Here is a 26,173-nt window from a genome sequence, read left to right as displayed (position 1 = left end):
GAATGGTTGTATCAGCTAACAATGCCTCCGGTCCTGTTCCCGACACCACGTCGGGAGCAGGGCCGTTGGCCGTTTCACACGAGAACCGCACTGGGCCGACGTCGATCGTCCTGCCGCTGCTGCCCACCCCTGCGCCTTCCGCGGACAGTGCGGGTGCCGGCCACGATCCCACGCTCGTCGCTGGGACGCTGGGCGGCGCCGTGGTCCGCCGGTCGGTACTTCCCGGCGGGGTGCGCGTCCTGACCGAGGCAATGCCCGGCCAGCGGTCCGCGACCATCGGTTTCTGGGTGGGGGTCGGATCCCGGGATGAGGCCGAAGGCCAGCACGGGTCCACTCACTTCCTTGAACACCTGCTCTTCAAGGGCACCACGCGGCGCACTGCGCTCGAGATTGCCGAAGCGTTTGACGAGGTGGGCGGTGAATCCAACGCTGCCACGGCGAAGGAGCACACGTGCTATTTCGCCCGGGTGCTTGACGCTGATCTGCCCATGGCAATCGACGTGATCGCCGACATGGTGACCAGCGCCGTGATTGACGCCGACGAACTTGAGCAGGAACGCGACGTCATCCTCGAGGAAATCGCGATGGACAGCGATGACCCCGCCGACGTCGCCCACGAAGAATTCGTCGAAGCGGTGCTCGGGTCCCATCCACTGGGTCGCCCCATCGGTGGCACCCCCGACGCCATCAAGGCAGTGCCCCGCGACTCGGTCCTGGCTCACTACCGCCAGTATTACCGACCATCGGAACTGGTCGTCACCGCGGCCGGGGGACTGGACCACGAAGTGGTCTGCGGGCTCGTCCTCGACGCGCTGCGGACCGCCGGCTGGACGCTGGAGAACGATGCACTGCCCGTGGCCCGTCGTTCCGATACGCCGGTACCGATTGAAAGCACCGGAGGAATCCGGGTCATTCGGCGTGCGGTGGAGCAGGCAAACATTCTGGTCGGCTGCCCGTCAATCACCGCCACCGACGACCGGCGGTTCGTGATGAGCGTGCTGAACGCCGTCCTGGGCGGCGGGATGTCATCACGGCTTTTCCAGGAAATCCGCGAGAAGCGCGGGCTCGTCTATTCGACCTACTCCTTCTCCGCCTCCTACGCCGACGCTGGCTACTTCGCCATGTACGCGGGGTGCTCACCGGCGAAGACCGGTCAGGTCATTGAGCTGCTCGGTGCCGAGCTGGACCGGCTCGCCGCAGACGGGATTTCCGCCGATGAGCTGCGTCGAGCCGTCGGGCAACTCTCCGGCGGCATGGTACTGGCACTGGAGGACAGCGGGTCTCGGATGTCACGCCTCGGCCGGGCAGAACTGGTGTCGGGGGAGTTCCTCGGCCTCGATGAGGTGCTGGCACGGGTCAACGCCGTCACCGAGGAACAGGTGCGGGAACTGGCTGCCGAACTGGCTGCCGCCCCGCGCACGATTACCGTTGTGGGCCCGTTCGACGCCCCGGCGGACTTCGGCCACTAGCGGTCCTGCACAGCTGTTAACCATCAATGACGCACCCCGAACGTCAGGGGCGCGTCATTGATGGTTAAGGCTGTCTGCCCAGCGCGGCTGGGCGTGTGCTGCTAGCCCCCGGCGAAGGGCGGCAGAATATCCAGGACGTCGTCGGCGGCCAGCACCCGGCCGCGGTCACGGGCAGCCACCTCGTTCAGCAGGAAGCTGCTCCGGGCGATGACCTCGGGCATCGCCGGCCCGCCCACCCGAACCGGCAGCGGGTACCGGGCGGTGAGGTGTGCCAGGACCGTCTCGAGCGTCGCTGCGTCGAGGTCGAGTCGTTCTTCTGCCGTACCGGCTGCGGCCTGCGCGGCGCCGAAATATCGAATCAGCATCTAGCCGCCGATCGCGCTCATGCTGCGGTCCGGCTGGACAAAATCGTCCGAACCCAGACCCACGTGGCCCATCCCATGCGCTTTCGGCTTGGCCCACATGGCGTCCTGCCAGCGTGCGGCGATCGCGTCGTCGTCGGCGTCCGACCGCAGCAGATCCCGTAGATCGGTCTCCTCGCGGGAAAATAGGCAGCTCATGATCTTGCCCTCGGCGGTGACGCGGGTTCGCCGGCAGTCGGCACAGAACGGCTCAGTCACCGAGGCGATAATGCCCACGGTGCCGACGACGATGTCAGGGGCCGCGATTCGGCGTACCTCCCAGCGCTCGGCGGGGGCGCCGTCCCGGTTGCGCGGATCCGGGGTCAGCACAAACTGCTGCTCCAGCAGGGTCCGCATCTCGAGGGCAGTGATCATGCCGTCGCGGGTCCAGCCGTGGTCCGCGTCGAGGGGCATCTGCTCGATAAAACGCAGCTCAAATCCCTTGGACACCGCCCATTCGAGGAGTTCGGGCGCCTCATGGTCGTTGATCCCGCGCATCAGGACGGCGTTGATCTTGACCAGGCCAAGCCCCACCTCCGCCGCAGCTTCGATACCCCGCAGCACCCGGTCGAGGAACGGCCGGCGGGTCAGTTGGGCAAACGTATCGGGGTGGAGCGAATCCATCGACACATTGATCCGGCTCAGGCCCGCGTCCTTGAGGGCTTGAGCCTTTTTGTCCAGGCCCAGGCCGTTGGTCGTCATGGAGATGGGCAGGTCCGCGTGGTTGGCGCGGATGTCGCCGATGATCTGCAGCAGGTCGGCACGCACCAGCGGTTCGCCACCCGTCAGGCGCAATTCACGCACCCCGAGGGAATCAACGCCGATCCGCACCAGCCGGACGATCTCCTCACGGGAGAGCACGGCTGACTTTTGCAGCCAGTCAAGACCCTCGGCGGGCATGCAATAGGTGCAGCGCAGGTTACATTTGTCGGTCAGCGACAGGCGCATGTCAGTGGCCTTGCGGCCGAAACTGTCAATCAGCCCCGGCCCGGCATCAGAGGGACGCTGGACCCCGATATGCGGCATACCCAGTTCAATTCCCATCCCTCGAGATTACGCCCTTTCAGCTAGGGTCACTATTCGGTGGAGGCTTATGCACGCCCGGCGAACCGATGATGGGGCGCAGACGTTGGGCTAAATGACTGACACATCACAGAAAGGGTGACCGGCGTGAGACGGACCAACGGATGGGCAGCACTTTCCGGGCTGGTTGCTGTCCTGCTCGCTGTGATCGCCGCCGAGCTGACCGCCGCGCTGGTCAGCCCCTCCCTTTCCCCGGTGACCGCCGTCGGGTCGATCGTCATTGATGTGCTGCCACCCGGCGTCAAGGACTGGGCCATTGAGACGTTCGGCACCGCCGACAAGCTGGTGTTCCTCGGCACAATGTTCCTCATCATCGCTTCAATGGCCGCCGCCGCCGGAATCCTTGAATACAGGTGGCGTCGGGCCGGAGCCGCAGTCGTGCTGGCGTTCGGCCTGGCGGGGATCGCCGCCGTCGCCGCACGGCCGCAGTCCTCAACGCCCGCCTTCGCGGCGCCGGTGGTCGCCCTGGTACTAGGCGTCATGCTGATCAGCGTCATGATCGACCGGCTGGCGGCCTGGCACCCCCGCACGGCGGCCGACGGCGGCGTTCCAGGGCCGGTGGCCCGCCGCCGGTTCCTCGTGGGGGTGGGAGTGGGCGGCGTCGTCGCGGCAGTATCGGGGGCCGCAGCGGCGGGGGTGCGCAACAGCCAATCCCTGGTGACCGTCGCCAGGGAACAGATCTCCCTGCCAAGGCCGTCGGCGAGCGCGAACCGGGCTTCGGCGGCAGCAGTGCTTCCCGCAGGGGCGGATCTCGGCGTCGACGGCGTTTCACCGCTCGTGACCCCCAACGACAACTACTACCGGATCGATACCGCCCTCGTGGTGCCGGTAGTGGATCCGGTCACCTGGCGGCTGCGGGTGACCGGCATGGTGGATCGGGAGGTCGAGCTGTCCTTCGACGAGCTCCTGACCAAGCCCCTGATCGAAAGCTATATCACCCTCGCCTGCGTTTCGAACGTGGTGGGCGGTGACCTGATCGGCAACGCAAAATGGCTCGGCTGGCCGGTCCGCGACCTGCTGGCCATGGCGGGCGTCCAGGAGGGGGCCGATATGGTGCTGTCGCGCAGCATCGACGGATTCACCGCCAGCACTCCGCTGGAAGCCATGACCGACGACCGGGACTCACTGATCGCCGTCGGAATGAACGGCGAAACCCTCCCTGTTGAACATGGTTTCCCCGTCCGCCTGGTGGTTCCCGGGCTGTACGGTTTCGTCTCGGCGACCAAGTGGGTGACCGAGCTGAAAGTGACACGGTACGACGACGACGTCGCCTACTGGTCTACCCGGGGCTGGTCAGAACGTGGGCCGGTCAAAACCTCCTCACGCATTGACGTCCCCCAAAACAATTCGACGGTGCCCGCCGGGACGGTCGCGATCGCCGGCTACGCCTGGGCGCAACACCGGGGGATTGAGCGGGTCGAGGTGAGGGTGGACGGGGGCAGATGGCAGAGCGCCCGGCTGGGAACCGAGATCTCCCGGGACACGTGGCGGCAGTTCTCGGCCGACATCCAGCTGGACCCGGGATCACACACGGTGCAGGTACGGGCCGTCGATGCGACGGGGGCGGTGCAGGTGGACCGGGTGGCACCGGTGACCCCCGACGGCGCCACGGGACTCCACACCGTGTCGTTCACGGTTTCCTGAGCACGGTTGCCTGAGCACGGTTTCATGGGAGCCTAAGGTGGAGCATCAGAGCTAACCGTGAGGGCAGGTAGGGATCCCATGATCAGAAGCGTCGAGGAACATCAGCAAGCCGTGCTGGGGCTGCTGCGCTACAGCAGCGGCTACCCCACCGACAATCTGGCCGATAGCCGGGCAGAGTCGAACAACGACCACCTTCCGCTGGCGGCGGCGCGCGGCCGGGTGCTGGCCACCGATCTGCCCGCCCCGGTGAGTCTGCCTCCGTTCGATAACTCGCAGATGGACGGTTACGCCATCCATGAGGCCGATGTGGGTGTGATCAGCGACCATCGGGGGCTAACCCTCAGCGTCGGAGCTCCCATTCCGGCTGGCATCGAACCGCCGGACCTGGTTCAGGGGACCGCCGCGCCCATCATGACCGGCGCCATGATTCCCCGCCACACCGGTGCCGTCGTCCCAATCGAACGGGTCACGCCCGCCCAGTTCTATTCGGCTGCGGACTACGCGTCAGGCGTCGCCCTGACCGTTGACCTCCCCGGGACGGTCGAGCCCGGAGCCTTCATCCGCCGGATCGGCAGCGACATCGCGGCCGGTACAGCGGCCGTCACCGCCGGGACACTCCTCGGCCCGGCCCAACTGGGCCTCCTCGCGGCCTGCGGCGTGGCAACCGTCCCGGTGCGCCGTCCCTTCACCGTCCTGCTGCTGACCACCGGGGACGAAGTACAGGAGCCCGGCAGCACCCCGCAACCCGGCAAAATCTTCGACGCCAACACCACACTGCTCGAAAGCGCACTCCTGGACGCGGGCGCCGCCGTCGTCCGCCACCGACTGATGGATGACAATCCTGCCCTGCTGCGGGAGGCGTTCGCGGCGGTGGCCGACAGTGGCATCCACCTGATCCTCACCACCGGTGGCATCAGTCAGGGCGCGTATGAGGTGGTGAAGCAGGCTCTGGCCAATAGCAGCGTCGAGTTCCTCTCGGTCGCCATGCAACCGGGCGGACCGCAGGCGTTGGGGACCATCGGCGGTGTCCCGTTCCTGGGGTTCCCGGGCAACCCGGTCAGCGCGCTCGTCTCCTTCGAAATGTTCCTCCGCCCAGCGCTGACCGCCGTCGCGGGGACCCCTCATCCTCGGGTCGCGCTGACCGCCGCGCTCGAAGAGGAGGTCACCTCGCCCGAGGCCAAACACCAGGTCCGGCGGGGCTGGTACACGCCCCGGGCGGCAGCGGGCGAAGCGCTCGGAACGGTTAGGCTGGTAGGCGGCCCGGGATCGCACCTGATCCATGCGCTGGCCGAATCAAACGTGCTGGTCCACCTACCGGCTGGCACCGGTTGCCTGGCCGCGGGGGATCTGGTTACCGTCTGGTTGGTGGATGGGGTGCACGGCGCACCAGCCTTTGGGATTCCCGCAGCGAGCCTCCTCGCCGTGGCCGGGCCAGAGCACAGCTAAGTATCGAGAACCAGTAAGGACAGCATGACCGAGAACCCCAGCCCGTCGTCGTTGAGCCACGTCCGCGCAGACGGCAGCGCCCACATGGTCGATGTGTCGGCGAAGGCTGAAACCACCCGCGAAGCCACTGCACAGGCCATCCTGCACACCACCGCGGAGGTGGTCGGACTGATCACCGCCGGTGGCCTGCCCAAAGGCGACGCACTCGCCGTCGCGCGGGTGGCCGGCATCCTGGCTGCCAAGCAGACGTCCGCACTGATCCCGCTCTGCCACCCCCTGCCCTTGAGCAAGATCACCGTGGATTTCGAGGCCGCCGAGAACGCCGTGACAATTACCTGCGCGGTCAAGACAACGGCAGTCACCGGCGTCGAGATGGAAGCCCTGACCGGTGCCTCCCTGGCAGCCCTCGCGCTCTACGACATGATCAAGGCAGTGGACAAGCGGGCCATCATCACTGACACGAAAGTGCTGGCGAAGTCCGGCGGCAAGAGCGGGGACTGGACGGCATGAGCGCCCCGCGCACCGCAGCGGTGATCATCGCCTCGACCCGCGCAGCCGCCGGGGTTTACCAGGACGAGTGCGGTCCACTCATCCACAGCTGGCTGCTGGAGAACGGCTTCGCGCCGCAGGAAACCCTGGTGGTGCCCGACGGCGACGCCGTGGGCCAAACGATCGGTGACGTGCTCAAGGGCTCACCGTCGGTGGTTATCACCAGCGGCGGCACCGGGTTGAGCCCCGACGATGTCACCCCCGAACAAACCGCACCCTACCTTCAGCGCCACCTGCCCGGCGTGATGGAAGCGCTCCGGCGCCTCGGTACCGAGAAGGTCCCAACAGCAGCACTGAGCCGTGGTCATGCTGGCACCGCCGGAAGCACCTTCGTGATCAACCTGCCCGGCTCACCCGGCGGGGTCCGGGACGGGTTGGCAGTGCTCAAACCACTGCTGGGGCACATCTGCTCCCAGCTGGAAGGAAATAATGAACACTAGCCACGTGGTGCATGTGTCCCTCGCGCAGCAAAGCATCAGCCTCGATGAGGCCCTCGCCCAGGTCGACGCACCGGACTGTGGAGCGGTAGTGGGTTTCGGCGGGGTGGTGAGAAACCACGACGGCGGCCGCGATGTCACGTCGCTGAGCTACTCGGCGCACCCCAGCGCTGAGCGGATTATCGGCGAGATCGCCGACGGGATCGCCGCCCGGTACCAGGGCGTTCGGATCTGGGTGGCGCACCGCGTCGGTCCGCTAACCATTGGTGACCCTGCTCTGGTGGCAGCTGTCGCCTCCGCCCACCGGGGCGAAGCCTTCGCCGCCTGCTCCGAGCTGGTGGACACCGTCAAGGAAAAGGTCCCCATCTGGAAGGAACAGTTCTTCACCGACGGGACCGTCGAGTGGGTGGGTGCCGGATCCGCAGCCACCGCGGGGGACTCCTGACCCAAATGGGCAGGGGAGTGCCTGATCAGTAGGGTTGGGTGTTATGACTGAACAACTTGCCGTGGCCGTACTCGGCGCCGCCGGCCGCATGGGGGCGGAGGCCGTCAAGGCCATCGACGCCGCAGCGGACCTGAAACTGGTGGCAGCCCTCGGGCGCGAAGACACCCTGGACACCATTGTCGCGGCCGGCGCGCAATGCATCGTCGACCTCTCCGTCCCCGACGCGACCTTCGACAACGTGGTGTTCGCCGTGGAGCGCGGCATCCATGCCGTCGTCGGGACTACCGGGTGGGACGAATTACGGCTGCAGCAGCTCGGCAGTCTGCTCGCTGATCACCCGACCACCGGGGTGCTGATCGCCCCGAACTTCGCGGTCGGCTCGGTGCTGGCCTCAGCGTTCGCCGCGCGGGCAGCCAAATACTTCGAGTCGGTTGAGATCGTCGAACTGCATCATCCGGACAAGGTGGACGCTCCCTCGGGCACCGCCGTGCGGACCGCGAACCTGATCGCGCAAACACGCCGGGAAGCCGGCCTTCCCGCCAGCCCCGACGCAACCACCGCCGAGCTCGACGGCGCCCGCGGCGCCGACGTCGACGGCGTCCGGGTGCACTCGGTACGGCTGCGCGGTCTGGTCGCGCACCAGGAGGTGCTCCTCGGTGGCGTTGGCGAGCAGCTCACCATTCGCCATGACTCCTACCACCGCGAATCATTCATGCCCGGCGTGCTGCTGGGCGTGCGCGGTGTCGCGTCCCACCCCGGCCTGACGGTCGGGCTGGACGGCTACCTCGAACTGGAAGCGTGACCTCCCCCATGGCCGAAACAGCTGGATTTCTTGACGCAGTAAAACGCCACCGGGCCAAAATCGGCGTCGCACTGGTGAGCCTGCTGCTCGTCTTCTGGCTGATCATCGCTCTGCAACGCAGCGTCATTCTCCTCACCGACCCGGACCTGGTCGCCAAGGCACTCGGGCTCGCCTACCTCCTGTTGCCGCTGATCGGCGGGTGGGCCATGATCCGCGAACTGCTGTTCGGGATACAGACCTCAAAGATGGCGTCCGACCTTGATGCCGAGGGAGGGCTCCCCATCGACGACCTGCCCCGTACCCCCGCCGGTCGGATTGTCCGCTCGGCAGCGGACGCACGGTTCCCCGAATACCAGGCGGAGGTTGAGGCGGCGCCGGACGACTGGCGCGGCTGGTTCAGGCTCTCCTGCGCCTACGACGCAGCAGGGGACAGGACCAGGGCGAGGCGCTCCATGCGCACCGCCGGGAAACTGTACAACGCAGCCCGCTAACAGCGTTAGCTGTTCACACCCGCCCGCGCCGCCCGCGACGCTCCGGAGGTCAGTAACTCCAGGGGCCCGCGGGCGTTGATGCGCTGGAAGAGGATGCCGAGGACAACAAACACGACCGCCTGGCCCCAATACACCAGCGCCGGGTCGGGCGCCGGGGTCTGGGCATCGACAACGCTCATGGTCCAGATATGAACCGCGTAGAGGGTCAGGGTCATCGCCCCGGCTGCCGACAGGGGGAGCAGCGCGGATTCAAACCGCCGGGTGGCCAGCAGGCACAGCCCAATCACCAGGGCAGCCGTCCCGCCGGTGTGCAGCAGGTCCAGGGGGGAGCCCGAGTGGGGTGCGCTCACGGCCAGCCACCACCACGAATCGGATTGGTCGACCCCCGTCAGGCTGACGCTCATCATTGCCGCCAGCGGGTATCTGCTGCCGTCGGGGGTCTGCAGCAGTGCCGCCAGACCGCCCAACGGGCCGAGGAGGTAGCCGCTGACGAGTTTCGCCGCCACGGCCAGGGTCGCACCGGACACCACCAGGCCCAGTTGTACCCGTTGGTCCCGGAGTGGTAGACGGCCGATCGCCATGCCGATCAGGATGTAGCTCAGCCACTGCAACGCCGGGTAGTAACCGGTCACGGTGATGTCGGCGAGCAGCGTGGCTGGTTCCAGCAGCGTTTCCCAGAGCGGATTCCCACCAATCGACGGCGGATTGACCGTCTCGGCGATCCAGGGCCGCAGCAAATAGGCGGCGACCGGCGAAAGGAGCAGCCAGCCTGCTGCCCACCAGAGAAGCCGCCTGAACGGCATGGAGACGAACGGCAGCGCCAGCAGGAACAGCACCCCGTAGTGGAAGAGGATGATGGCGATGTTGGTTTCCAGTCCGCCCAGCATCAGCCCGATCACCATGATGACGGCCGCACGTGCCGCGATGCCCCGGCGGTCCATCCCGATGGCGTTGCGGTGGTGGATCCGGTTCCCTCCGGTCAACAGGGCAAGGCCGAGCCCGGCGACGACGGCGAACAGGGCTGATGCCCGGCCGGAGAAAACCAGAGCCACCCATGACGCCTCGGCCGTGCCCGGAACGTACAGGGCAAAAATGTGGGTGCTCATCATCCCAAACAGCGCCACACCGCGGGCGGCGTCGACCCCGCTCAGCCGGCGGGTTACCTTGCCAGATACCATGACCTGATCGTCTCACAGCGGGGAGTCAGCCCCGCGGCGGCGATGTGCAGCGGAAGCTAAACGGTGTCGAACCGGGTAACGTTTTACCCATGGCTCAAACCGACACCCGCACCCTTCCCTTCGGCACCCTGGTCACAGCGATGGTGACCCCGTTCCACGCTGACGGCAGCGTGGACTTCGAGGCCACCGCCCAGCTCGCGACTCACCTGGTCGACGACGGCTGCGACGGCCTGGTGATCTCCGGGACCACCGGTGAGACCTCCACGCTGGAGGACCAGGAGAAGGAAGACCTGTTCCGGGTGGTCGTGGAAGCCGTGGGCGGGCGGGCGAAGGTCATCGCCGGCACCGGAACCAACCACACCTCGCACTCCATCGAGATGGCGCAGCGTGCCGTGCGCGCTGGCGTCGACGGACAACTGGTGGTGACCCCGTACTACAACAAGCCCACCCAGGCCGGTGTGCTGGCCCACTTCGAAGCGATTGCCGCTGCCACCGAGCTGCCCATCATGATTTACGACATCCCAGGCCGGTCCAGCATCCCGATCCAGACCGAGACCATGATCCGGCTGGCGGACAATCCCAGGATTGTCGCGCTCAAGGATGCCAAGGCGGATTTCGCGGAGATCACCAGGGTGCTCGCCAACACCACGCTCGACGTGTACTCGGGCGACGACGGCCTCACCCTCCCCTGGATGATGGCTGGCGGCGTCGGTGTGGTCAGTGTCAGCGCACACGTGGCCACCGCCCAGTTCAGGGCGCTGGTCGACGCCGCGGGCGCCGGGGACGTGGCCACCGCCCGCCGGATCCACTTTGAGCTCGACCCGGTGGTGCGCGCGGTGATGACCCACATCCCCGGAGCCGTCTCGGCGAAGCAAATCCTCAAACGCCAGGGGCTGATCCCCAACGCTGCGGTGCGGCTGCCCCTGGTCGGACCCACCGCCGTCGAGATGGAAACCGTGCTCGCCGACCTGGCCGAAGCGGGGATGAACTTCGACCGCCCGCGCTCCACCCGGACCGCTGACGGAACATCCGCATGACGGTATCGGCCGCCACCGCACTCATCGCCCCACCAGAACTCGCACCGGGCGTTCTGCGCATCGTCCCCCTTGGCGGCCTCGGCGAAATCGGTCGGAACATGGCGGTGTTCGAACTGGACGGAAAACTCCTGATTGTCGACTGTGGGGTGCTGTTTCCCGAGGAGAACCAGCCCGGCGTCGACCTGATCCTCCCCGACTTTTCGTACCTCGAGGACCGGCTCGACGACGTCGTCGGACTGGTCCTGACGCACGGTCATGAGGACCACATTGGCGCTGTTCCGTATCTGCTGCGGCACAAAAAAGACATCCCGCTGATCGGCTCCCAGCTCACGTTGGCCCTGATCGAAGCGAAACTGCAGGAACACCGGATCACCCCCTACACCCTCACCGTCACCGAGGGGCAGATTGAACAGTTCGGACCGTTCGAGTGCGAGTTCGTGGCGGTCAACCACTCCATCCCGGATGCCCTCGCGGTCTTCATCCGCACCAGCGCAGGAAACGTCCTGCACACCGGCGACTTCAAGATGGACCAGTTGCCCCTGGACGGGCGCATCACCGACCTGAGGGCGTTCGCGCGGCTCGGCGAAGAGGGAGTTGACCTCCTCATGGTCGACTCGACCAACGCCGACGTGCCCGGTTTCACCACCGCCGAACGCGAGATCGGACCGGTCCTGAACCGGCTGTTTGGGCAGGTCACCAAACGGATCATCGTCGCGTCGTTCTCGTCCCACATCCACCGGGTACAGCAAGTGCTCGACGCCGCCGAAGCGCACGGGCGTTTCGTCTGCTTCGCCGGCCGCTCGATGGTGCGGAACATGGCCATCGCCGCGAAGCTCGGCTACCTCAGGGTTCCCGACGGCATTCTCGTGGACATCAAAAACGTGGACACCCTGCCGGACGACAAGGTGGTTCTCATGTCCACCGGCTCCCAGGGTGAGCCGATGGCCGCCCTGTCCCGGATGGCCAACGGCGACCACCGGATCACCGTCGGCAAGGGCGACACCGTGATCCTCGCGTCCTCACTGATCCCGGGCAACGAGAACGCCGTGTTCAGGGTCATCAACGGGCTGCTCAAGCTCGGCGCCGACGTCATCCACAAGGGCAACGAAAAGGTCCACGTGTCCGGGCACGCTGCAGCCGGTGAGCTGCTGTACTGCTACAACATCCTCAGGCCCCGGAACGTCATGCCCGTCCACGGCGAAACCCGCCACCTGATTGCCAACGCCCGGCTCGCCGAGCAGACCGGGATCCCGAGCGAAAACGTGCTGCTCACCGACGACGGTTCGGTCATTGACCTGGTGGGCGGGGTAGCCCGCGTGGTCGGGGCGGTGGAATGCGGTTTCGTCTATGTGGACGGGTCGAGCATCGGCGAGATCACCGACGCCGACCTGAAGGACCGCCGGATCCTCGGCGAGGAGGGGTTCATCTCCATCGTCACGGTGGTCAACAGGAGCACCGGCAAGATCGTGTCCGGTCCCGACATCCACGCCCGGGGTTTCGCCGAAGACGACTCGGTGTTCGATGAGATCAAGCCCAAACTCAACGCCGCACTCGAAGAAGCAGTAATGAGCAACAAGGACCACACCGTCTACCAGCTGCAACAGGTGGTCCGCCGGGTGATTGGTACCTGGGTGAATAGGCGCTACCGCCGCCGGCCGATGATCATTCCGGTGGTCCTGGAGGCGTAGCAGCCGAAACCGGCAGCAGGCCTGCTCGCCGGGACTCCCAGCTCACCGGGCAGAGCTGTCGATGCTCGGCGGACGCCCCCACCTGCCGAGCAGCACTGCATGCGGCAACGCAGATCCGGCCGCGTATGTCCGGGGAATCCGGGGCTATGTCCGGTACCGTTGGCACTATGGCGACTCGTACTTCCCCGGGCCCCAGAGGTTCACAGCAGTCGCGCGGTAAGAACACCTCGGCTGCTGCGCGTTCAACTTCGGGCCGTAGCGGCGCAAACAAAAGCGGTGGCAACACCCGGCAACCCACCAAACAGCAGCCCGCGCTGCCCGGGGACACGCTTCCCCTGCCTCTGCGCGCACTCCGGGGGCTGTGGATGGGGGCCGCCCACATGGTCGCCTCAGGTATCCGCAAGTTCGGGCACGACGTCCACCCGGACAAGGAGCTCCGCCGGGACGGTACCGGCCTGTTCCTGATGATCCTCAGCGTGGCAGTCGCCGCAGTCGAGTGGTGGGCGCTCACGGGCCCCGGCGCCGATGTGGTGCACGCTGTCGCCGCTGGAACCTTCGGCTGGATGGCGCTGCTTGTGCCGTTCATGCTGCTGATCGGCGCGGTGCGCCTCTTCAGGTATCCGGAGAACCACCGGGCCAACAACCGGGTGGGCATTGGGATGACCATTGCCCTGTTCGCGGGTTCAGGTATCGCCCACCTCTCGGGTGGAGCGCCAGCCCTCGCAGACGGTTTCGAACGCCTCTGGCAGGCCGGGGGAGTGGTCGGTTTCCTCGTGGCCGGCCCGCTCAGCGGAATCCTGACCGAATGGCCGGTGATCGTGCTGCTCTCGGCACTCATTTTCCTGAGCCTGCTGATCATTACCGCCACCCCGTTCCGCCACATCCCCTCCCGGCTGCGCGCCCTGTATGAGCACCTGATGGGTCAGGACCTCATCGAGCGGGACCAGCAGGGCACCAAGGAACGGGGAACCGACCCGGCCACCGAAAAACATGATCAAAGCTACCTCGACGAGCGCCACTCGGCACCCGGCAGGAAACCCAAACGCAAGATGCGTCTCTTCGGACGCGATCGTGCGGCGGACCGCGCCCAGGCCGAGCTTGACGGGTACGTCGGTGATGAAGCATTCGAGCGGGCAGTCCTGGCCGACGACGACGACACCCAGCACCAGACTCAGGCGCACCAGGCGGCGCCGGTCCCCACCGAACCGCGGGTACCACCGGGCGTCCGGCGGCCCACCCAGCAGGAACGCGCCACCGAGAAGATCAAACAGGATCATGGCATCCCCACAGATCCCAACGACCGCGCCCACGACCCCGGTGGCAACCCTGAACCGGCCACCGAGGCGATGGCGGTCCTCCCTACCCCCGCACCACAGGTACCGTCCAATCCGGTGCAGCCGCAGATCCCGCCGACCCCCATGCCACAGCGCACCGAGCAGCTGCAGCTGGCCGGCGACGTCACGTACACCCTGCCGCCGTCGGACTACCTGCCCGCCGGTACCCCGCCCAAGGAACGGTCCGAAGCCAACGACTCTGTGGTCGCAGCCCTGACCCACACCCTCGACCAGTTCCACGTTGACGCGAAGGTCACGGGGTTCTCCCGCGGCCCCACCGTCACCCGCTACGAAATCGAGCTGGCGCCGGGCACCAAGGTGGAACGGGTGACCGCGCTGTCCAAGAACATCTCCTACGCCGTCGCGAGTTCCGACGTCCGCATCCTGTCCCCGATTCCGGGCAAGTCGGCCATCGGCATCGAGATCCCCAATACCGACCGTGAAACGGTGTCACTGGGCGACGTGCTGCGGTCCGGCAACGCCCGCAAGACCGAACACCCGATGGTGATGGGTGTCGGCAAGGACGTTGAGGGCGGGTTCGTCGTCGCCAACCTGGCCAAGATGCCCCACCTGCTGGTTGCCGGTGCCACCGGTGCCGGTAAATCATCGTTCGTGAACTCCATGATCACCTCGATCCTGATGCGCTCCACCCCCGACGAGGTACGCATGGTGATGGTCGACCCCAAACGGGTGGAGCTCACCGCCTACGAAGGCGTGCCGCACCTGATCACGCCCATCATCACCAGCCCCAAGAAGGCCGCCGAGGCCCTGCAGTGGGTAGTCCGTGAAATGGACACCCGCTACGACGATCTCGCCAACTACGGCTACAAGCACATCGACGACTTCAACAAGGCGGTCCGGAACGGGAAGGTCATCCCGCCCGAGGGTTCCAAGCGCGTGGTGCGCCCGTACCCGTATCTGCTGGTCATCGTCGACGAGCTCGCCGACCTGATGATGGTCGCCCCGCGCGACGTCGAGGACTCGATCGTGCGCATCACCCAGCTGGCGCGCGCCGCCGGCATCCACCTGGTGCTCGCCACCCAGCGGCCATCGGTCGACGTCGTCACCGGCCTGATCAAAGCCAACGTTCCGTCCCGGATGGCGTTCGCGACGTCGTCGGTCACCGACTCCCGCGTGGTCCTGGACCAGCCGGGCGCCGAGAAGCTCATCGGCCAGGGCGACGCGCTGTTCCTGCCCATGGGCGCATCCAAGCCCATGCGCGTGCAGGGCGCCTGGGTCACGGAGTCCGAAATCCACCGGGTGGTGGAACACGTCAAGGGCCAGCTGAAGGCCAACTATCGTGAGGATGTGGCGGTCGAGGCGCCGAAAAAGCAGATCGACGACGACATCGGCGACGACCTCGACGTTCTCCTGCAGGCCACGGAACTGGTGGTCACCACCCAGTTCGGTTCCACGTCCATGCTGCAGCGTAAACTGCGGGTCGGCTTCGCCAAGGCGGGCCGGCTCATGGACCTGTTGGAGTCCCGCGGTGTGGTGGGTCCCTCGGAAGGCTCAAAGGCCCGTGACGTCCTGGTCAAGCCTGATGATCTGGCAGCGGTACTCGGCGCCATGCGCGGTGACGGACCCGTGTCCGTCCCCGACGAGCCGGCGCCCAGTGCCCCGCAGGCACCACCGATCGACCTGGTGGCCGACGATCTCGAGGCTCGCCGCCAGGCGGGCCAGTACCATGACGGCTCGGACGACGACGATGACGGCTCAACTGACGCCTGGAGCCTCACGGGAAGGTAGCCTTATGCCGTGAGTATTCCTCCGGCCAAACAGGTCCCTACGCTGAACATTGCCAACGTCCTTACGGTGGTGCGGATCCTTCTGGTCCCGTTCTTCATCTGGTTTCTGCTCCTGGACGACTCGGCCGCCGATGACTCGGGCGGGCTTTTCCGCTGGCTGGCGGTGGCGGTGTTCGCCGTCGCGATCTACACCGATAAACTCGACGGCGACCTGGCCCGGAGCCGCGGGCTAATCACCGACTTTGGGAAGATCGCCGACCCTATCGCCGACAAACTGCTCATAGGTGCCGCACTGATCCTGCTCTCTGTCATTGGAGAACTCTGGTGGTGGGTCACCATCGTGATCCTGGTCCGCGAACTGGGCATCACCGTGCTGCGGTTCGCCGTCATCCGCTACGGAGTGATGCCAGCCTCGCGCGGCGGGAAACTCAAAACGGTCATCCAGACCTTCGCCATCTTCCTGTACCTGCTGCCACTGGCCGGGGTGTTAGGTGACTGGTATTCCTGGGTGGCCATCACGGTGATGCTGGCAGCCGTCGCCGTCACCGTCGTCACCGGGATCGACTACATTATCCAGGCGATCCGGCTCCGGCGTGATGCGCGTTCAACCGGGCACCCCGGCAGCCCGACGTCGTAAGCGCGGCACCGATGGAACCGCCAGTTCCCGCTGGGCCTGCCGCAGAGGTGATCCGCCAGGCAACAGCCTGTCACCTCACCATCGCCACTGCCGAGTCGCTGACCGCCGGGATGGTCAGCGCCGCGCTGGGCTCGGTGCCGGGCGCATCCGCGGTGTTGCAGGGTGGGGCGGTGACCTACCAGAACCAGATCAAGGTGGACATTCTCGGCGTCGACCCCGCAGGGATCGCCGCGACCGGGGCGGTGGACGCCGTCGTCGCACGCCAGATGGCGGAAGGCGCACGGCGCGTCTTCGACGCCGATCTGGGCGTTTCCACCACCGGAGCTGCGGGACCCGAGCCACACGCCGGTAAGGCGGTGGGCACCGTCTTCGTGGCCGTAGCATCAGCGGCCGGGACGACGGTGAACGAATACCTGTTCGACGGCGACCGGGAGTCGGTCCGGAGGCACGCCTGTGCCGCCGCACTGAATCTGCTGGGCGCCGTGTTACGCGACCAGGCCGCAGGGAACAAATCCCAGGACTGAACAGTTATCATTACTGTCAGCCATTGAACAGGTTGACAGCTTAGGCTTGAAACTACCAAGCCGGTACACCTTCCTAAGGAGACACCGGATCAATTGCAACGAGGGAGCATGGCGATTCAGATGGTAAAGCAACCCGTATCCATTAACGGAGTAGTCCGTTGGCGGGATGTGGGGTTGGCGGAAGATGCACAGCGCAAGCCGAAGGAGCGCAAAATGGTAGTGCTACGCCATGAGATCGGCGATGTCCTGCGGGACGTCCGCCAGCGGCAGGGCCGCACACTACGCGAGGTTTCGCATAGTGCTCGAGTCTCCCTTGGTTACCTCAGCGAGGTAGAGCGGGGCCAGAAGGAAGCATCGTCTGAGCTCCTGTCCTCGATCTGCACCGCGCTCGATGTTCCGTTGTCCCTCATGCTCCGCGAAGTCAGCGATCGTCTCGCCGAGGCAGAGGGCGTATCAGTCCCTGACACGGTGCCCCAGGAATTCGCCCGGGCGTTTGTAGACGACATCCCGGCCGACCTATCCGAGGATTTCAGCCGCGGACTGGCCGCAACGAACCGCTAACTCAGCGTCCATAGCGATTTGACTGAAGCCCGCCGGAACACTCCGACGGGCTTCAGTTTGTTGTCAACAGTGTGTTGTCAATCACCAGTTGTCTTTGGTGTACGTCTCATTGAGTTGGGCAATCAGGGTCCCCAGGGTGGTGAGGTCTTTGACGTCCCAGTCGTCCATCAGGTTGTGGAACGCTTCCTTACGGGCGGTCTGGGCGGCGACCAGCTGCTTCGAGCCGGCGGGGGTCAGGGTAATCGACTGGGCCCGGCCATCGAGCGGGTCGGCTTCCTTCTGGACCAGGCCGAGTTGTTCGAGCATCGCTATCTGCCGGCTGACCGATGGTTTGCCGACGCCGATACTCGCCGCAATGTCGGTCAGCCGCATGGCGCCCTCCCGCTGAAGGATCACCAGCAGGCCGTAGGCGGCCGGTTCCATGTCCGGGTGGACGCGCCGGGCCACCTTGTAGGAGTTCGATCGTGCCCTCCGCCACAGCATGCTCAGTTGTTGTTCCAATGCCTGGATGGCAGTGTCTACGGCGGGATCGGCTTCACGGTGCTCGGCTGTCATGTGCTTCATTCTATGGTTACGCACACAATCGCTCATCAACCGGCCCCGAAAGCGGGCCAGCAAGTCAGCCAACTCAGAGACAGTGAGAGGATTACATCATGCGCACCAGTGCCTTTTGGCGGCTTATGGATGACGAGTTCGGCGCGGGGTACTCCCGTACTTTGGCCCGAACGATCGTCCTCGCCGAACTCGGCGGCCGCACCCCCGAAGAGGCCCTGGGTGCCGGAATCAGCCCGCGCGATATCTGGGTCGCGGTGTGTGACCTCCAGGATGTCCCGTCGGAACGCCGGTTAGGCAAGGACATCACTCCCAAATAGTCCGGATGCGGCACCTGACACGCCGCCCAAGTTATTCGAATACTTGTTCGGATAGGACTATCATTTCTAACAGACGGCTGTCGTGGTTATCCACATACGCCGTGAAGCTTCTCAATTTGTCAGTGCCCCGGGCTACGGTCGAATTGAACACGAAAACGGCCGCAACGGCCATAACCAACCGAGGTGAAGAATGGCCGCACCAGCAGACCGCGAGAAAGCTCTCGAAGCAGCACTTGCGCAAATCGATAAGCAGTATGGCAAAGGTTCGGTGATGCGCCTGGGCGATGAGGTGCGCGCCCCCATCGAAACGATTTCGACCAGCTCCATCGCACTTGACGCTGCACTGGGCATAGGCGGGCTGCCCCGCGGCAGGGTCGTCGAAATCTACGGACCAGAGTCCTCGGGTAAGACCACGCTGGCACTGCACGCGGTCGCCAACGCGCAGCGCAACGGTGGCATCGCGGCATTCATTGATGCTGAACACGCACTCGACCCCGAATACGCGAAGCGGCTCGGCGTCGACACCGACGCGCTCCTGGTCTCCCAGCCGGACACCGGTGAGCAGGCGCTGGAAATCATGGACATGCTGATCGGGTCAGGATCGATCGACGTGATCGTCATTGACTCGGTTGCTGCGCTGGTGCCCCGCGCGGAAATCGAGGGTGACATGGGAGATAGCCATGTGGGCCTGCAGGCACGGCTGATGAGCCAGGCGCTCCGGAAGATCACCGGCCGTCTCGCCCAAAGCAAAACCACAGCTATTTTCATCAACCAGTTGCGCGAGAAGATCGGCGTGTTCTTCGGTAGCCCCGAGACCACTACGGGCGGCAAGGCACTGAAGTTCTACGCCTCCATCCGCATCGATGTACGCCGGATTGAAACCCTCAAGGAGGGCGCTGTCCCGGTAGGAAACCGGACCCGCGCCAAGGTAGTCAAGAACAAGATGGCACCGCCCTTCAAACAAGCCGAATTCGACATCCTGTACGGCTATGGAATTTCCCGTGAGGGCGGGCTGATCGATGTTGGAGTCGAGAACGGTCTCGTGAAGAAGTCGGGTGCCTGGTTCACCTACGACGGCGACCAGCTGGGCCAGGGTAAGGAAAACGCACGGAAGTTCCTGCTCGACAACCCCGACCTGACCGACGAACTGGAACGGCGCATCCGCGAGAAACTCGGTGTTGGATTGGCTGCTGAAGAGGCGGCGGTCGAGCCCAAGGCGAAGGCTGAGCCGAAGCTGAAAGCGGTCAGCGGAGAGAACCGCTAGCCAGCCATGCCTTTCGGACAGAACAACGGTTCCCGCAGTGGATTGAATTCCAGGCGGAAATCCGGGGTCGGCTCTGACGGGACAACCGCTCACCGGACATCAGGCGGCTGGAACGCTGGTGAGCGGAAGTCCGGGAGCGGGCGAAAGCTTCGTGGCCGGCAACCTGCTGGCGCCGGATCGGGTGCCATTGGCTCCTCCGGTTCGGCCTCAGAGATGTCTGCAGGCAAGGTGTCCGCGGGGGTGTCAGGGGATGAGACCGCCGGGGATGCGGCCGCCGGTGAGGCGGCGGGATCTGGCGGGGGAGCCCTTGCACCCGATGCAGACCCTTACGCGACGGCACGGTCCATCGTGTTGCGGCAGCTCACCCTCGCGCCCAAAAGCCGGCATCAGCTTGCCTCCAAACTAGCGGAGCGGGACGTGCCCGCAGAGGTGGCGGTGGCCGTCCTGGACCGCTTTGAAGAAGTCCAGCTGATCGACGATGCCGAGTTCGCGATGATGTGGGTGCGTAGCCGGGCAGCGACCCGATCCCTGGCCAGGAGCGCACTGAAACGCGAACTGGCTGAGAAAGGCATCCACGGCGAGATCGCCGAGGAGGCACTGTCCCAGGTGAGTGACGATGAGGAACGGGACGCTGCAGAACAGCTAGTGCGCCGAAAGCACCGCCCCGCCGCCACGGGTACAGATCGTGCCACCCTCGACAAGGAAACGCGGCGGCTGGTGAGCATGCTCGGGCGCAAGGGATACAGCCCGTCGCTGGCGTTCGGTGTGGTGAGATCGGTGCTCGACGACGTCGCTGCCGGTGCAGCTGACGACGACGCCGAACCTGATTTCCTCTGACGAGCCGAACCTGATTTCCTCTGACGAGGTCCGGCGGGCGCAGGTCAGTCACGCTCAGCCGTTATCCATTCGTTCCCTAAAACGGCCGGTTGAGGTCTGGCGGACCCAGAACACCGAACTGTAGGCTGAGCATCCTTATGATCGGGCTGGCGCGGGGAATGACTGCTGCACGGACGGGCGCTGGTGCAGCGTTGGCCGTGGTGCTCCTTGGCGCTTCCCTCCTCACCTCGATCGCTCCGGCTGCAGCCCAGGACTACCCAACCTGGGACGAGATCAAGGCAGCCAAAGCCGATGCCTCAGCCAAACAAGCCCAGGTCGGCGAGATTGAAAGCCTGTTGGAAGGGCTCCGCACCACCGCCGCCGAACTTGGCGACACCGCCGTCAGCTCAGCGGCTGATCACGCGCAGGCCGCAGAGGAACTGCGGGTGAGCGAACGGCTCTCCGACACGCTCGCCGAACAATTAGCCAATGCCGAGGCCGAGTCCGCGGACCTGCACCGGGCAGCTGGCGCAGCCGCTGCCCTCTCCTACAAGACCGGGAGCACCAACACCTCAATGCTGGCGCTGCTGGATCCGGAGGGCGCCATGGACCTGCTCGACCGCCTGATGATACTTGAAACCGTCACCGACCGGGCTGCCGGATCCTACAACGATGCGGTCGCCGCCGAGCGTGAGGCCGAGTCACTGCGGGACCGCTATGACGCCGCCACCGAGCGGCACCGGGAACTGACGGACGAGGCAGCCGAACGGTTACGCACTGCCCAGGGCGACGCCGCCGCCGCCCGCACCTCGGTGCAGGAGCAGGAAACCCGGGCCGCAGAGCTCTTCGAGCAGCTTGCCGAACTGAACGACACCACGGCCGACCTTGAAGCCGACCGCATCCAGGGCTTGCAGGAAGAAGCTGCTTTCCTCGAACAACAGGTAGCAGCAGAGGCTGCTGCGGCGGCCCGGGCGGCAGCCGAAGCCGCGGTGGCAACGACGACGCCACCGCGGGCTCCTGCACCGCCGGTCGTAGCGGGTCCCGCGCCACAACCGCCGGCGCCCCAGTCTCCGGCGTCCCAGTCTCCAGCGCCTCTACCCATACCCATCCCTGGCCCGGCCCCAGCCCCGCCCCACGCCGAGCCGGACCCCGGCACCGCGCCAACACCGCCAGCACCGGCCCCCGCACCAGCTCCAGCCCCCGCTCCGGCACCGGGCCCCGCACCGATCGTTGACGACCCCGCCGGAGCCCAGGCCTATGCTTCATCCCGACTACCGTCGTTCGGGTGGAACGGAGACGAGTTCCAGTGTCTGGTCAACCTATGGAACAAGGAATCCCGGTGGCTGACCAGCGCGAACAACCCGTACAGCGGGGCCTACGGTATTCCCCAATCCCTACCCGGCAGCAAGATGGGCAGCGCCGGCGCTGACTGGCGGACGAACTACCGCACCCAGATCGAATGGGGCCTCGGCTACATCTCCGGTAGATACGGTTCGCCGTGTGCAGCCTGGCAGCATTCCCAGCGGATGAACTGGTACTGACCGGTTCGCAGCGGTTGCCGCGGGAACTCCAGGTCCCGTCGATTGTGGGGGTCAGCGCAGCACACGTACCCTTAACGGGTGAGTCTCATTACCCCAACCCTTCCCACAGGTCCCGCCGCTGAACGGGCCGGTGTTCCTGGCGCAGCGGTGTCGGGGGCGCAGCGCACCTACGAGGTTCGGACCTACGGCTGCCAGATGAACGTCCACGACTCGGAGCGCATCTCCGGGCTGCTGGAGGCCGCCGGCTATGCCGCAGCAACGGACACCCAGGCCGACGTCGTCGTGTTCAACACCTGCGCGGTCAGGGAGAACGCTGACAACAAGCTCTACGGCAACCTCGGCATGCTCGCCTCGGTCAAGGAAACGCACCCCGGCATGCAGATCGCCGTCGGTGGCTGCCTGGCCCAGAAAGACCGCGACACCATCCTGAAGAAAGCGCCGTGGGTCGACGCGGTATTCGGCACCCACAACGTCGGCGCCCTCCCCGCGCTCCTGGAGCGGGCCCGCCACAACAACGAGGCGCAGCTGGAGATCCTCGAGTCCCTCGATGTCTTCCCGTCCACGCTCCCGACCAAGCGCGACGCCGTCTACTCCGGCTGGGTGTCCATCTCGGTCGGCTGCAACAACACCTGTACCTTCTGCATCGTCCCCGCCCTGCGCGGCAAGGAACGCGATCGGCGGCCGGGGGAGATCCTCGCCGAAATCGAGGCGCTGGTGGCCGATGGTGCGATCGAAGTGACCTTGCTGGGCCAGAACGTCAATTCCTACGGGGTGGAGTTCGGCGACCGGGGTGCCTTCGCCAAGCTCCTCCGCGCCTGCGGGAGCATCGAGGGTCTCGAACGGGTCAGGTTCACCAGCCCCCACCCGGCAGCCTTCACCGACGACGTCATCGACGCCATGGCCGAGACCCCCAACGTGATGCCCCAACTTCACATGCCCCTGCAATCGGGCTCCGACCAGATCCTCAAATCGATGCGCCGCTCGTACCGGTCGTCGAAATTCCTCGGCATCCTGGACCGGGTGCGGGCCAAAATGCCCCACGCATCGATCTCCACCGACATCATCGTCGGCTTCCCCGGGGAAACCGAGGAAGACTTCCAGGCCACCCTCGACGTCGTCGAGAAGTCCCGCTTCGCCACCGCCTTCACGTTCCAGTACTCGAAGCGGCCCGGCACCCCTGCCGCTGACCTGCCCAATCAAATCCCGAAGGCGGTGGTGCAGGAACGGTTCGAACGGCTGACCGCCTTGCAGGACCGCATCGCAGCAGAAGAGAATGCCCTCCAGCTCGGGCGGACGGTCGAGCTGATGGTCACCGCCCAGCAGGGCCGTAAAGCCAGCGAAACCCACCGTCTCTCGGGCCGGGCCCGTGACCAGCGCCTGGTTCATTTCTCGGTGCCCGACGGCGTCGAACCGCCCCGCCCCGGTGACCTGGTCACCGTCACAGTCACGGAGGCTGCCGCCTTCCACCTGGTGGCGGACCCCGCGACGCCGGCAGAACTTCACATCCGCCGGTCCCGGGCCGGTGACGCGTGGGATCGGGCACAGGCCGATTCGTGCGGCGTGCCAGCGCCTGGCGGGTCAGCTGCTGGCCCAGCAGGTGCCGTGTCGCTGGGGATGCCCTCGCTGCCGGTCCGCGGCGCCTGACGGTGCTTCCCGCTGCGCCCGCATCCCCGCCCCTGATCGCCGTCGTCGGACCCACCGGGTCGGGCAAGTCATCGCTTGGCATCGAACTCGCGCGCAGGTTCAACGGCGAAATCATCAACGCCGACTCGATGCAGTTCTATCGCGGCATGGACATTGGCACCGCCAAGGTCAGTCTTGACGAGCGGCAGGGGGTACAGCATCACCTGCTCGACACGCTCGACGTCCGGGAGGAAGCCAGCGTCGCCGCCTACCAGCAGCAGGCGCGGACCGCGATCGACGCTATCCGGGACCGCGGCAGGATGCCGATCCTGGTGGGCGGGTCGGGGCTGTACGTCCGGGCGGCCCTTGACGTCCTGGAGTTCCCTGGTACCGAGCCGGGCATCCGAGCCCAGCTGGAAGCCGACCTGGCCCGCGACGGCGCGGACCTCCTCCGCGAGCGCCTCGCGGCAGTGGACCCGATCTCCGCCGGCCGGGATCTCGATGACCGCCGGCTGATCAGGGCCCTCGAAGTGTACGAGGTGACCGGCCGCCCGTTCAGCTCCTTCATGCCGCAACGCCTGTACCACCAGCCGGCACTGCAGCTGGGCCTGCGGGTGGACCGGCCGGTGTTACGTGAGCGCCTGGCTACCAGGGTCCATACCATGGTCGACGACGGGCTGCTCGACGAAGTAGCACGCCTGGACCGCCAGGGTCTGCGGAGCGGTCGGACGGCATCCCGGGCACTGGGATACGCCCAGTTCCTGCAGGTCCTCGACGGTGAGCTGACCACGGAACAGGCAGCGAGCGACACCATCGACGCGACCCGGCGGTTTGCCCGCCGCCAGCTCACCTGGTTCCGCGCCGACCCGCGGATCACGTGGCTCGATTGGGAGGATCCGCTCCTGGGCGCCCGGGCCGCAGACCACCTCCAGCAGACCTTCGGCCTATCCTAGACACGTGACTATTCAATCCGACGCACTGGTTTCACCAGCACCGACCGCCCTGAGTGGTGTCGCCTTCACCAAGGGCCACGGCACCGGAAACGATTTTGTTCTGGTCACCGACCCGGACGGCGAGCTGGAGATCGGGCCCGACGACGTCCGCACCATCTGTGACCGGCACCGTGGTATCGGCGCAGACGGGTTGATTCGAGCGATCAGATCCCGCCACCTGCCGGAGGGGCGGGTGCTGCTCCAGAGTGATCCGTCGGCCGAGTGGTTCATGGATTACCGCAACTCGGATGGCTCGCTGTCGGAAATGTGCGGCAACGGCGTCCGGGTCTTCGTCCACCTGCTGGTCTCCGCGGGGCTGCTCAGCCTCGCCGAGGGAGCCACGGCGTCGATTGCCACCCGCGGCGGGATCAAACTGGTGGAACGGTCCGCCGATGGTTACTCGGTGGATATGGGTCCCTGGGAGTTCATTTTCCCCGACGCTGCAGCATCGCGAGCCACCGATTCCCTGGTGGAGGCCGATGGTCTGGAGGTTCCGCGGCCCGCCCTGTCAATCAGCATGGGCAACCCCCACACGGTCGTGGCACTGGCTGAGCCTGCCGAACTGGATGCCGCACGGCTGTTCACCGCGCCGGTCGTCGACCCAACGCCCGTCGACGGGACCAACGTCGAATTCGTGGTGCCGCACGATCCGCTGGTGCACGACGGCGTCGGCCGCGTCAGGATGCGGGTGCATGAGCGCGGCGTGGGGGAGACCCTGTCCTGCGGGACGGGGGCGTGCGCAGTTGCGGCGGCCACGAGATTCTGGGCCGGGGCCGAAGCGCCCCTCACCTGGCGGGTCGAGGTGCCCGGCGGCGTCGTCGGCGTCCGGTTCCACGCCGGACCTGACGGGCGCGAACATGTCAGCCTGAGCGGGCCAGCCGTCCTGGTGGCGACCGGGACCTTCCTCTAAGGGCTCCCAGACAGCCGAGCGGTGCTAGGCGGTACGGTGCTAGGCGGCGTGCGCTAGGGAGTGAGGCGTTCCACCCGGATGATCCTGAACGACTTCGAGGTAGCAGTACGGGACACCTCGAACCCGTCGGCCAGCTGATCGGCAATCCACTTCTGCAGCGAGTCAGCGCCGAGATTCTTCTGCACCACCAGCCACGCGGACCCGCCAGGCGACAGCCGGGGCAGCCACTTCAGCAGCAGCGCGTGCAGCTCGTCCTTGCCCACCCTGATCGGTGGATTGGACCAGATGGTGTCGAAGGTGGCATCGGCGTCGACCTCTTCCGGGCGGGTCGCCACCACATTGCCCAGGCCCAACAGTTTCGCGTTTTCCGCGGTGAGCGCCAGCGCCCGTTCGTTGACGTCGACGGCGACCACCTGGGCGTCGGGCGCCAGCAGCGCCATCGTCAGTGCCAGTGGACCCCAGCCGCAGCCAATATCGAGCATCCGGGAGCCCACCGGATTGGCGGCCTCAGCGAGCAGGATGCGGGTGCCCTTGTCGATCCCGTCGGAGCTGAAGATGCCCGAGGACGTCACCAGGGTGCGCTCTACCCCGGCCAGCACCGTGCGGAGCGGTTTGCGGGTCTCCGGGCCGGCCGGCTGGGCGCTGAAGTAATGGGAATCCATAACAAACCAGCGTAGTCGA

At 66.1% G+C, this 26,173-nt stretch carries 26 protein-coding genes; 21 read left to right on the top strand and 5 right to left on the bottom strand.

The window, feature by feature from the left end:
- Positions 1-2 precede the first annotated feature (2 nt).
- Positions 3-1,469 carry a M16 family metallopeptidase gene (locus ACX80Z_RS10310; RefSeq protein ID WP_459315823.1) on the top strand — a complete coding sequence of 489 codons (1,467 nt, stop codon included), beginning with the start codon at positions 3-5 and terminating at the stop codon, positions 1,467-1,469.
- A 101-nt stretch (positions 1,470-1,570) separates the two neighbouring features.
- Here the strand turns inward: ACX80Z_RS10310 and ACX80Z_RS10305 are convergent, their stop codons facing one another.
- Together ACX80Z_RS10305 and moaA are read right to left on the bottom strand one after the other, a co-directional pair.
- A complete protein-coding gene (locus ACX80Z_RS10305; RefSeq protein ID WP_019483459.1) occupies positions 1,571-1,834 on the bottom strand; it encodes a MoaD/ThiS family protein in 264 nt (87 codons plus the stop codon).
- A complete protein-coding gene (gene moaA / locus ACX80Z_RS10300) occupies positions 1,835-2,914 on the bottom strand; it encodes a GTP 3',8-cyclase MoaA (RefSeq protein ID WP_019483458.1) in 1,080 nt (359 codons plus the stop codon). It lies immediately after the preceding gene.
- 126 nt (positions 2,915-3,040) lie between these two features.
- Between moaA and ACX80Z_RS10295 the strand changes: the two genes are divergently transcribed.
- The 7 genes from ACX80Z_RS10295 to ACX80Z_RS10265 all read left to right on the top strand — a co-directional run bounded on the left by ACX80Z_RS10295 (position 3,041) and on the right by ACX80Z_RS10265 (position 8,767).
- On the top strand, positions 3,041-4,597 hold the full coding sequence (locus ACX80Z_RS10295; RefSeq protein WP_459315822.1) for a molybdopterin-dependent oxidoreductase: 1,557 nt from the start codon (positions 3,041-3,043) through the stop codon (positions 4,595-4,597).
- A gap of 78 nt (positions 4,598-4,675) precedes the next feature.
- The gene (locus ACX80Z_RS10290; RefSeq protein WP_459315821.1) at positions 4,676-6,043 is read left to right on the top strand and encodes a molybdopterin molybdotransferase MoeA; all 1,368 of its coding nucleotides are present in this window, start codon (positions 4,676-4,678) and stop codon (positions 6,041-6,043) included.
- 24 nt (positions 6,044-6,067) lie between these two features.
- Positions 6,068-6,553: a cyclic pyranopterin monophosphate synthase MoaC gene (gene moaC / locus ACX80Z_RS10285; RefSeq protein WP_019483454.1), complete on the top strand. Its 486-nt coding sequence runs from the start codon at positions 6,068-6,070 to the stop codon at positions 6,551-6,553.
- A complete protein-coding gene (locus ACX80Z_RS10280; RefSeq protein WP_459315820.1) occupies positions 6,550-7,032 on the top strand; it encodes a MogA/MoaB family molybdenum cofactor biosynthesis protein in 483 nt (160 codons plus the stop codon). Before moaC ends, ACX80Z_RS10280 begins: the two co-directional genes overlap by 4 nt.
- Complete coding sequence (locus ACX80Z_RS10275; protein ID WP_019483452.1) at positions 7,022-7,474, top strand: molybdenum cofactor biosynthesis protein MoaE; 453 nt, start codon at positions 7,022-7,024, stop codon at positions 7,472-7,474. The genes ACX80Z_RS10280 and ACX80Z_RS10275 overlap by 11 nt, the downstream gene beginning before the upstream one ends.
- 43 nt (positions 7,475-7,517) lie before the next feature.
- Positions 7,518-8,276 carry a 4-hydroxy-tetrahydrodipicolinate reductase gene (gene dapB, locus ACX80Z_RS10270; protein WP_459315819.1) on the top strand — a complete coding sequence of 253 codons (759 nt, stop codon included), beginning with the start codon at positions 7,518-7,520 and terminating at the stop codon, positions 8,274-8,276.
- A gap of 8 nt (positions 8,277-8,284) precedes the next feature.
- Positions 8,285-8,767, top strand: coding sequence for a hypothetical protein (locus tag ACX80Z_RS10265; RefSeq protein WP_024476252.1), 483 nt, complete (start codon positions 8,285-8,287; stop codon positions 8,765-8,767).
- A gap of 5 nt (positions 8,768-8,772) precedes the next feature.
- Here ACX80Z_RS10265 and ACX80Z_RS10260 read toward each other — a convergent pair whose 3' ends face one another.
- Entirely contained in the window at positions 8,773-9,945 is a 1,173-nt protein-coding gene (locus ACX80Z_RS10260) for a heparan-alpha-glucosaminide N-acetyltransferase domain-containing protein (protein ID WP_459315817.1), read from the bottom strand.
- A gap of 89 nt (positions 9,946-10,034) precedes the next feature.
- Between ACX80Z_RS10260 and dapA the strand changes: the two genes are divergently transcribed.
- From dapA to ACX80Z_RS10230, 6 genes are all read left to right on the top strand, one after another.
- On the top strand, positions 10,035-10,982 hold the full coding sequence (gene dapA / locus ACX80Z_RS10255; RefSeq protein ID WP_459315815.1) for a 4-hydroxy-tetrahydrodipicolinate synthase: 948 nt from the start codon (positions 10,035-10,037) through the stop codon (positions 10,980-10,982).
- Complete coding sequence (locus ACX80Z_RS10250; protein WP_459304174.1) at positions 10,979-12,670, top strand: ribonuclease J; 1,692 nt, start codon at positions 10,979-10,981, stop codon at positions 12,668-12,670. The genes dapA and ACX80Z_RS10250 overlap by 4 nt, the downstream gene beginning before the upstream one ends.
- Positions 12,671-12,837: 167 nt before the next feature.
- Positions 12,838-15,753 (top strand): FtsK/SpoIIIE family DNA translocase, encoded by a 2,916-nt coding sequence (locus ACX80Z_RS10245; RefSeq protein WP_459315814.1) that lies wholly within the window; start codon positions 12,838-12,840, stop codon positions 15,751-15,753.
- A 9-nt stretch (positions 15,754-15,762) separates the two neighbouring features.
- Positions 15,763-16,389 carry a CDP-diacylglycerol--glycerol-3-phosphate 3-phosphatidyltransferase gene (gene pgsA / locus ACX80Z_RS10240; protein ID WP_459315813.1) on the top strand — a complete coding sequence of 209 codons (627 nt, stop codon included), beginning with the start codon at positions 15,763-15,765 and terminating at the stop codon, positions 16,387-16,389.
- Positions 16,390-16,400: 11 nt separating this feature from the next.
- Entirely contained in the window at positions 16,401-16,913 is a 513-nt protein-coding gene (locus ACX80Z_RS10235; protein WP_459315812.1) for a CinA family protein, read from the top strand.
- 120 nt (positions 16,914-17,033) lie between these two features.
- Positions 17,034-17,474 (top strand): helix-turn-helix domain-containing protein, encoded by a 441-nt coding sequence (locus ACX80Z_RS10230; RefSeq protein WP_024476255.1) that lies wholly within the window; start codon positions 17,034-17,036, stop codon positions 17,472-17,474.
- Between the two features lie 81 nt (positions 17,475-17,555).
- Here the strand turns inward: ACX80Z_RS10230 and ACX80Z_RS10225 are convergent, their stop codons facing one another.
- Positions 17,556-18,029: a MarR family winged helix-turn-helix transcriptional regulator gene (locus ACX80Z_RS10225; RefSeq protein ID WP_019483442.1), complete on the bottom strand. Its 474-nt coding sequence runs from the start codon at positions 18,027-18,029 to the stop codon at positions 17,556-17,558.
- Between the two features lie 98 nt (positions 18,030-18,127).
- Here ACX80Z_RS10225 and ACX80Z_RS10220 point away from each other — a divergent pair, with 98 nt between their 5' ends.
- The 7 genes from ACX80Z_RS10220 to dapF all read left to right on the top strand — a co-directional run bounded on the left by ACX80Z_RS10220 (position 18,128) and on the right by dapF (position 25,492).
- The gene (locus ACX80Z_RS10220) at positions 18,128-18,346 is read left to right on the top strand and encodes a DUF3046 domain-containing protein (RefSeq protein WP_024476256.1); all 219 of its coding nucleotides are present in this window, start codon (positions 18,128-18,130) and stop codon (positions 18,344-18,346) included.
- Positions 18,347-18,536: 190 nt separating this feature from the next.
- The gene (recA, locus tag ACX80Z_RS10215; RefSeq protein WP_019483440.1) at positions 18,537-19,610 is read left to right on the top strand and encodes a recombinase RecA; all 1,074 of its coding nucleotides are present in this window, start codon (positions 18,537-18,539) and stop codon (positions 19,608-19,610) included.
- 213 nt (positions 19,611-19,823) lie between these two features.
- Positions 19,824-20,447 carry a regulatory protein RecX gene (locus ACX80Z_RS10210; RefSeq protein ID WP_459315811.1) on the top strand — a complete coding sequence of 208 codons (624 nt, stop codon included), beginning with the start codon at positions 19,824-19,826 and terminating at the stop codon, positions 20,445-20,447.
- A gap of 158 nt (positions 20,448-20,605) precedes the next feature.
- Entirely contained in the window at positions 20,606-21,967 is a 1,362-nt protein-coding gene (locus ACX80Z_RS10205; protein WP_459315810.1) for a coiled-coil domain-containing protein, read from the top strand.
- A 78-nt stretch (positions 21,968-22,045) separates the two neighbouring features.
- A complete protein-coding gene (gene miaB, locus ACX80Z_RS10200) occupies positions 22,046-23,611 on the top strand; it encodes a tRNA (N6-isopentenyl adenosine(37)-C2)-methylthiotransferase MiaB (protein WP_459315808.1) in 1,566 nt (521 codons plus the stop codon).
- A gap of 2 nt (positions 23,612-23,613) precedes the next feature.
- Positions 23,614-24,543, top strand: coding sequence for a tRNA (adenosine(37)-N6)-dimethylallyltransferase MiaA (gene miaA, locus ACX80Z_RS10195; protein WP_459315878.1), 930 nt, complete (start codon positions 23,614-23,616; stop codon positions 24,541-24,543).
- Positions 24,544-24,547: 4 nt separating this feature from the next.
- Entirely contained in the window at positions 24,548-25,492 is a 945-nt protein-coding gene (gene dapF / locus ACX80Z_RS10190; protein ID WP_459315807.1) for a diaminopimelate epimerase, read from the top strand.
- A gap of 53 nt (positions 25,493-25,545) precedes the next feature.
- Here dapF and ACX80Z_RS10185 read toward each other — a convergent pair whose 3' ends face one another.
- Complete coding sequence (locus ACX80Z_RS10185; RefSeq protein WP_459315806.1) at positions 25,546-26,154, bottom strand: class I SAM-dependent methyltransferase; 609 nt, start codon at positions 26,152-26,154, stop codon at positions 25,546-25,548.
- Positions 26,155-26,173 lie beyond the last annotated feature (19 nt).

Source organism: Arthrobacter sp. TMT4-20 (genome assembly GCF_054510775.1).
This window is presented reverse-complemented; position numbering and strand designations above follow the sequence as displayed.

Bases quoted from the DNA above. Each gene is read 5' to 3' on its own strand.
- ACX80Z_RS10310 (WP_459315823.1), top strand. From the start codon at position 3: ATGGTTGTATCAGCTAACAATGCCTCCGGTCCTGTTCCCGACACCACG.
- ACX80Z_RS10305 (WP_019483459.1), bottom strand. From the start codon at position 1,834: ATGCTGATTCGATATTTCGGCGCCGCGCAGGCCGCAGCCGGTACGGCA.
- moaA (WP_019483458.1), bottom strand. From the start codon at position 2,914: ATGGGAATTGAACTGGGTATGCCGCATATCGGGGTCCAGCGTCCCTCT.
- ACX80Z_RS10290 (WP_459315821.1), top strand. From the start codon at position 4,676: ATGATCAGAAGCGTCGAGGAACATCAGCAAGCCGTGCTGGGGCTGCTG.
- moaC (WP_019483454.1), top strand. From the start codon at position 6,068: ATGACCGAGAACCCCAGCCCGTCGTCGTTGAGCCACGTCCGCGCAGAC.
- ACX80Z_RS10280 (WP_459315820.1), top strand. From the start codon at position 6,550: ATGAGCGCCCCGCGCACCGCAGCGGTGATCATCGCCTCGACCCGCGCA.
- ACX80Z_RS10275 (WP_019483452.1), top strand. From the start codon at position 7,022: ATGAACACTAGCCACGTGGTGCATGTGTCCCTCGCGCAGCAAAGCATC.
- dapB (WP_459315819.1), top strand. From the start codon at position 7,518: ATGACTGAACAACTTGCCGTGGCCGTACTCGGCGCCGCCGGCCGCATG.
- ACX80Z_RS10265 (WP_024476252.1), top strand. From the start codon at position 8,285: ATGGCCGAAACAGCTGGATTTCTTGACGCAGTAAAACGCCACCGGGCC.
- ACX80Z_RS10260 (WP_459315817.1), bottom strand. From the start codon at position 9,945: ATGGTATCTGGCAAGGTAACCCGCCGGCTGAGCGGGGTCGACGCCGCC.
- dapA (WP_459315815.1), top strand. From the start codon at position 10,035: ATGGCTCAAACCGACACCCGCACCCTTCCCTTCGGCACCCTGGTCACA.
- ACX80Z_RS10250 (WP_459304174.1), top strand. From the start codon at position 10,979: ATGACGGTATCGGCCGCCACCGCACTCATCGCCCCACCAGAACTCGCA.
- ACX80Z_RS10245 (WP_459315814.1), top strand. From the start codon at position 12,838: ATGGCGACTCGTACTTCCCCGGGCCCCAGAGGTTCACAGCAGTCGCGC.
- ACX80Z_RS10235 (WP_459315812.1), top strand. From the start codon at position 16,401: ATGGAACCGCCAGTTCCCGCTGGGCCTGCCGCAGAGGTGATCCGCCAG.
- ACX80Z_RS10230 (WP_024476255.1), top strand. From the start codon at position 17,034: ATGGTAAAGCAACCCGTATCCATTAACGGAGTAGTCCGTTGGCGGGAT.
- ACX80Z_RS10225 (WP_019483442.1), bottom strand. From the start codon at position 18,029: ATGACAGCCGAGCACCGTGAAGCCGATCCCGCCGTAGACACTGCCATC.
- ACX80Z_RS10220 (WP_024476256.1), top strand. From the start codon at position 18,128: ATGCGCACCAGTGCCTTTTGGCGGCTTATGGATGACGAGTTCGGCGCG.
- recA (WP_019483440.1), top strand. From the start codon at position 18,537: ATGGCCGCACCAGCAGACCGCGAGAAAGCTCTCGAAGCAGCACTTGCG.
- ACX80Z_RS10210 (WP_459315811.1), top strand. From the start codon at position 19,824: ATGTCTGCAGGCAAGGTGTCCGCGGGGGTGTCAGGGGATGAGACCGCC.
- ACX80Z_RS10205 (WP_459315810.1), top strand. From the start codon at position 20,606: ATGACTGCTGCACGGACGGGCGCTGGTGCAGCGTTGGCCGTGGTGCTC.
- ACX80Z_RS10185 (WP_459315806.1), bottom strand. From the start codon at position 26,154: ATGGATTCCCATTACTTCAGCGCCCAGCCGGCCGGCCCGGAGACCCGC.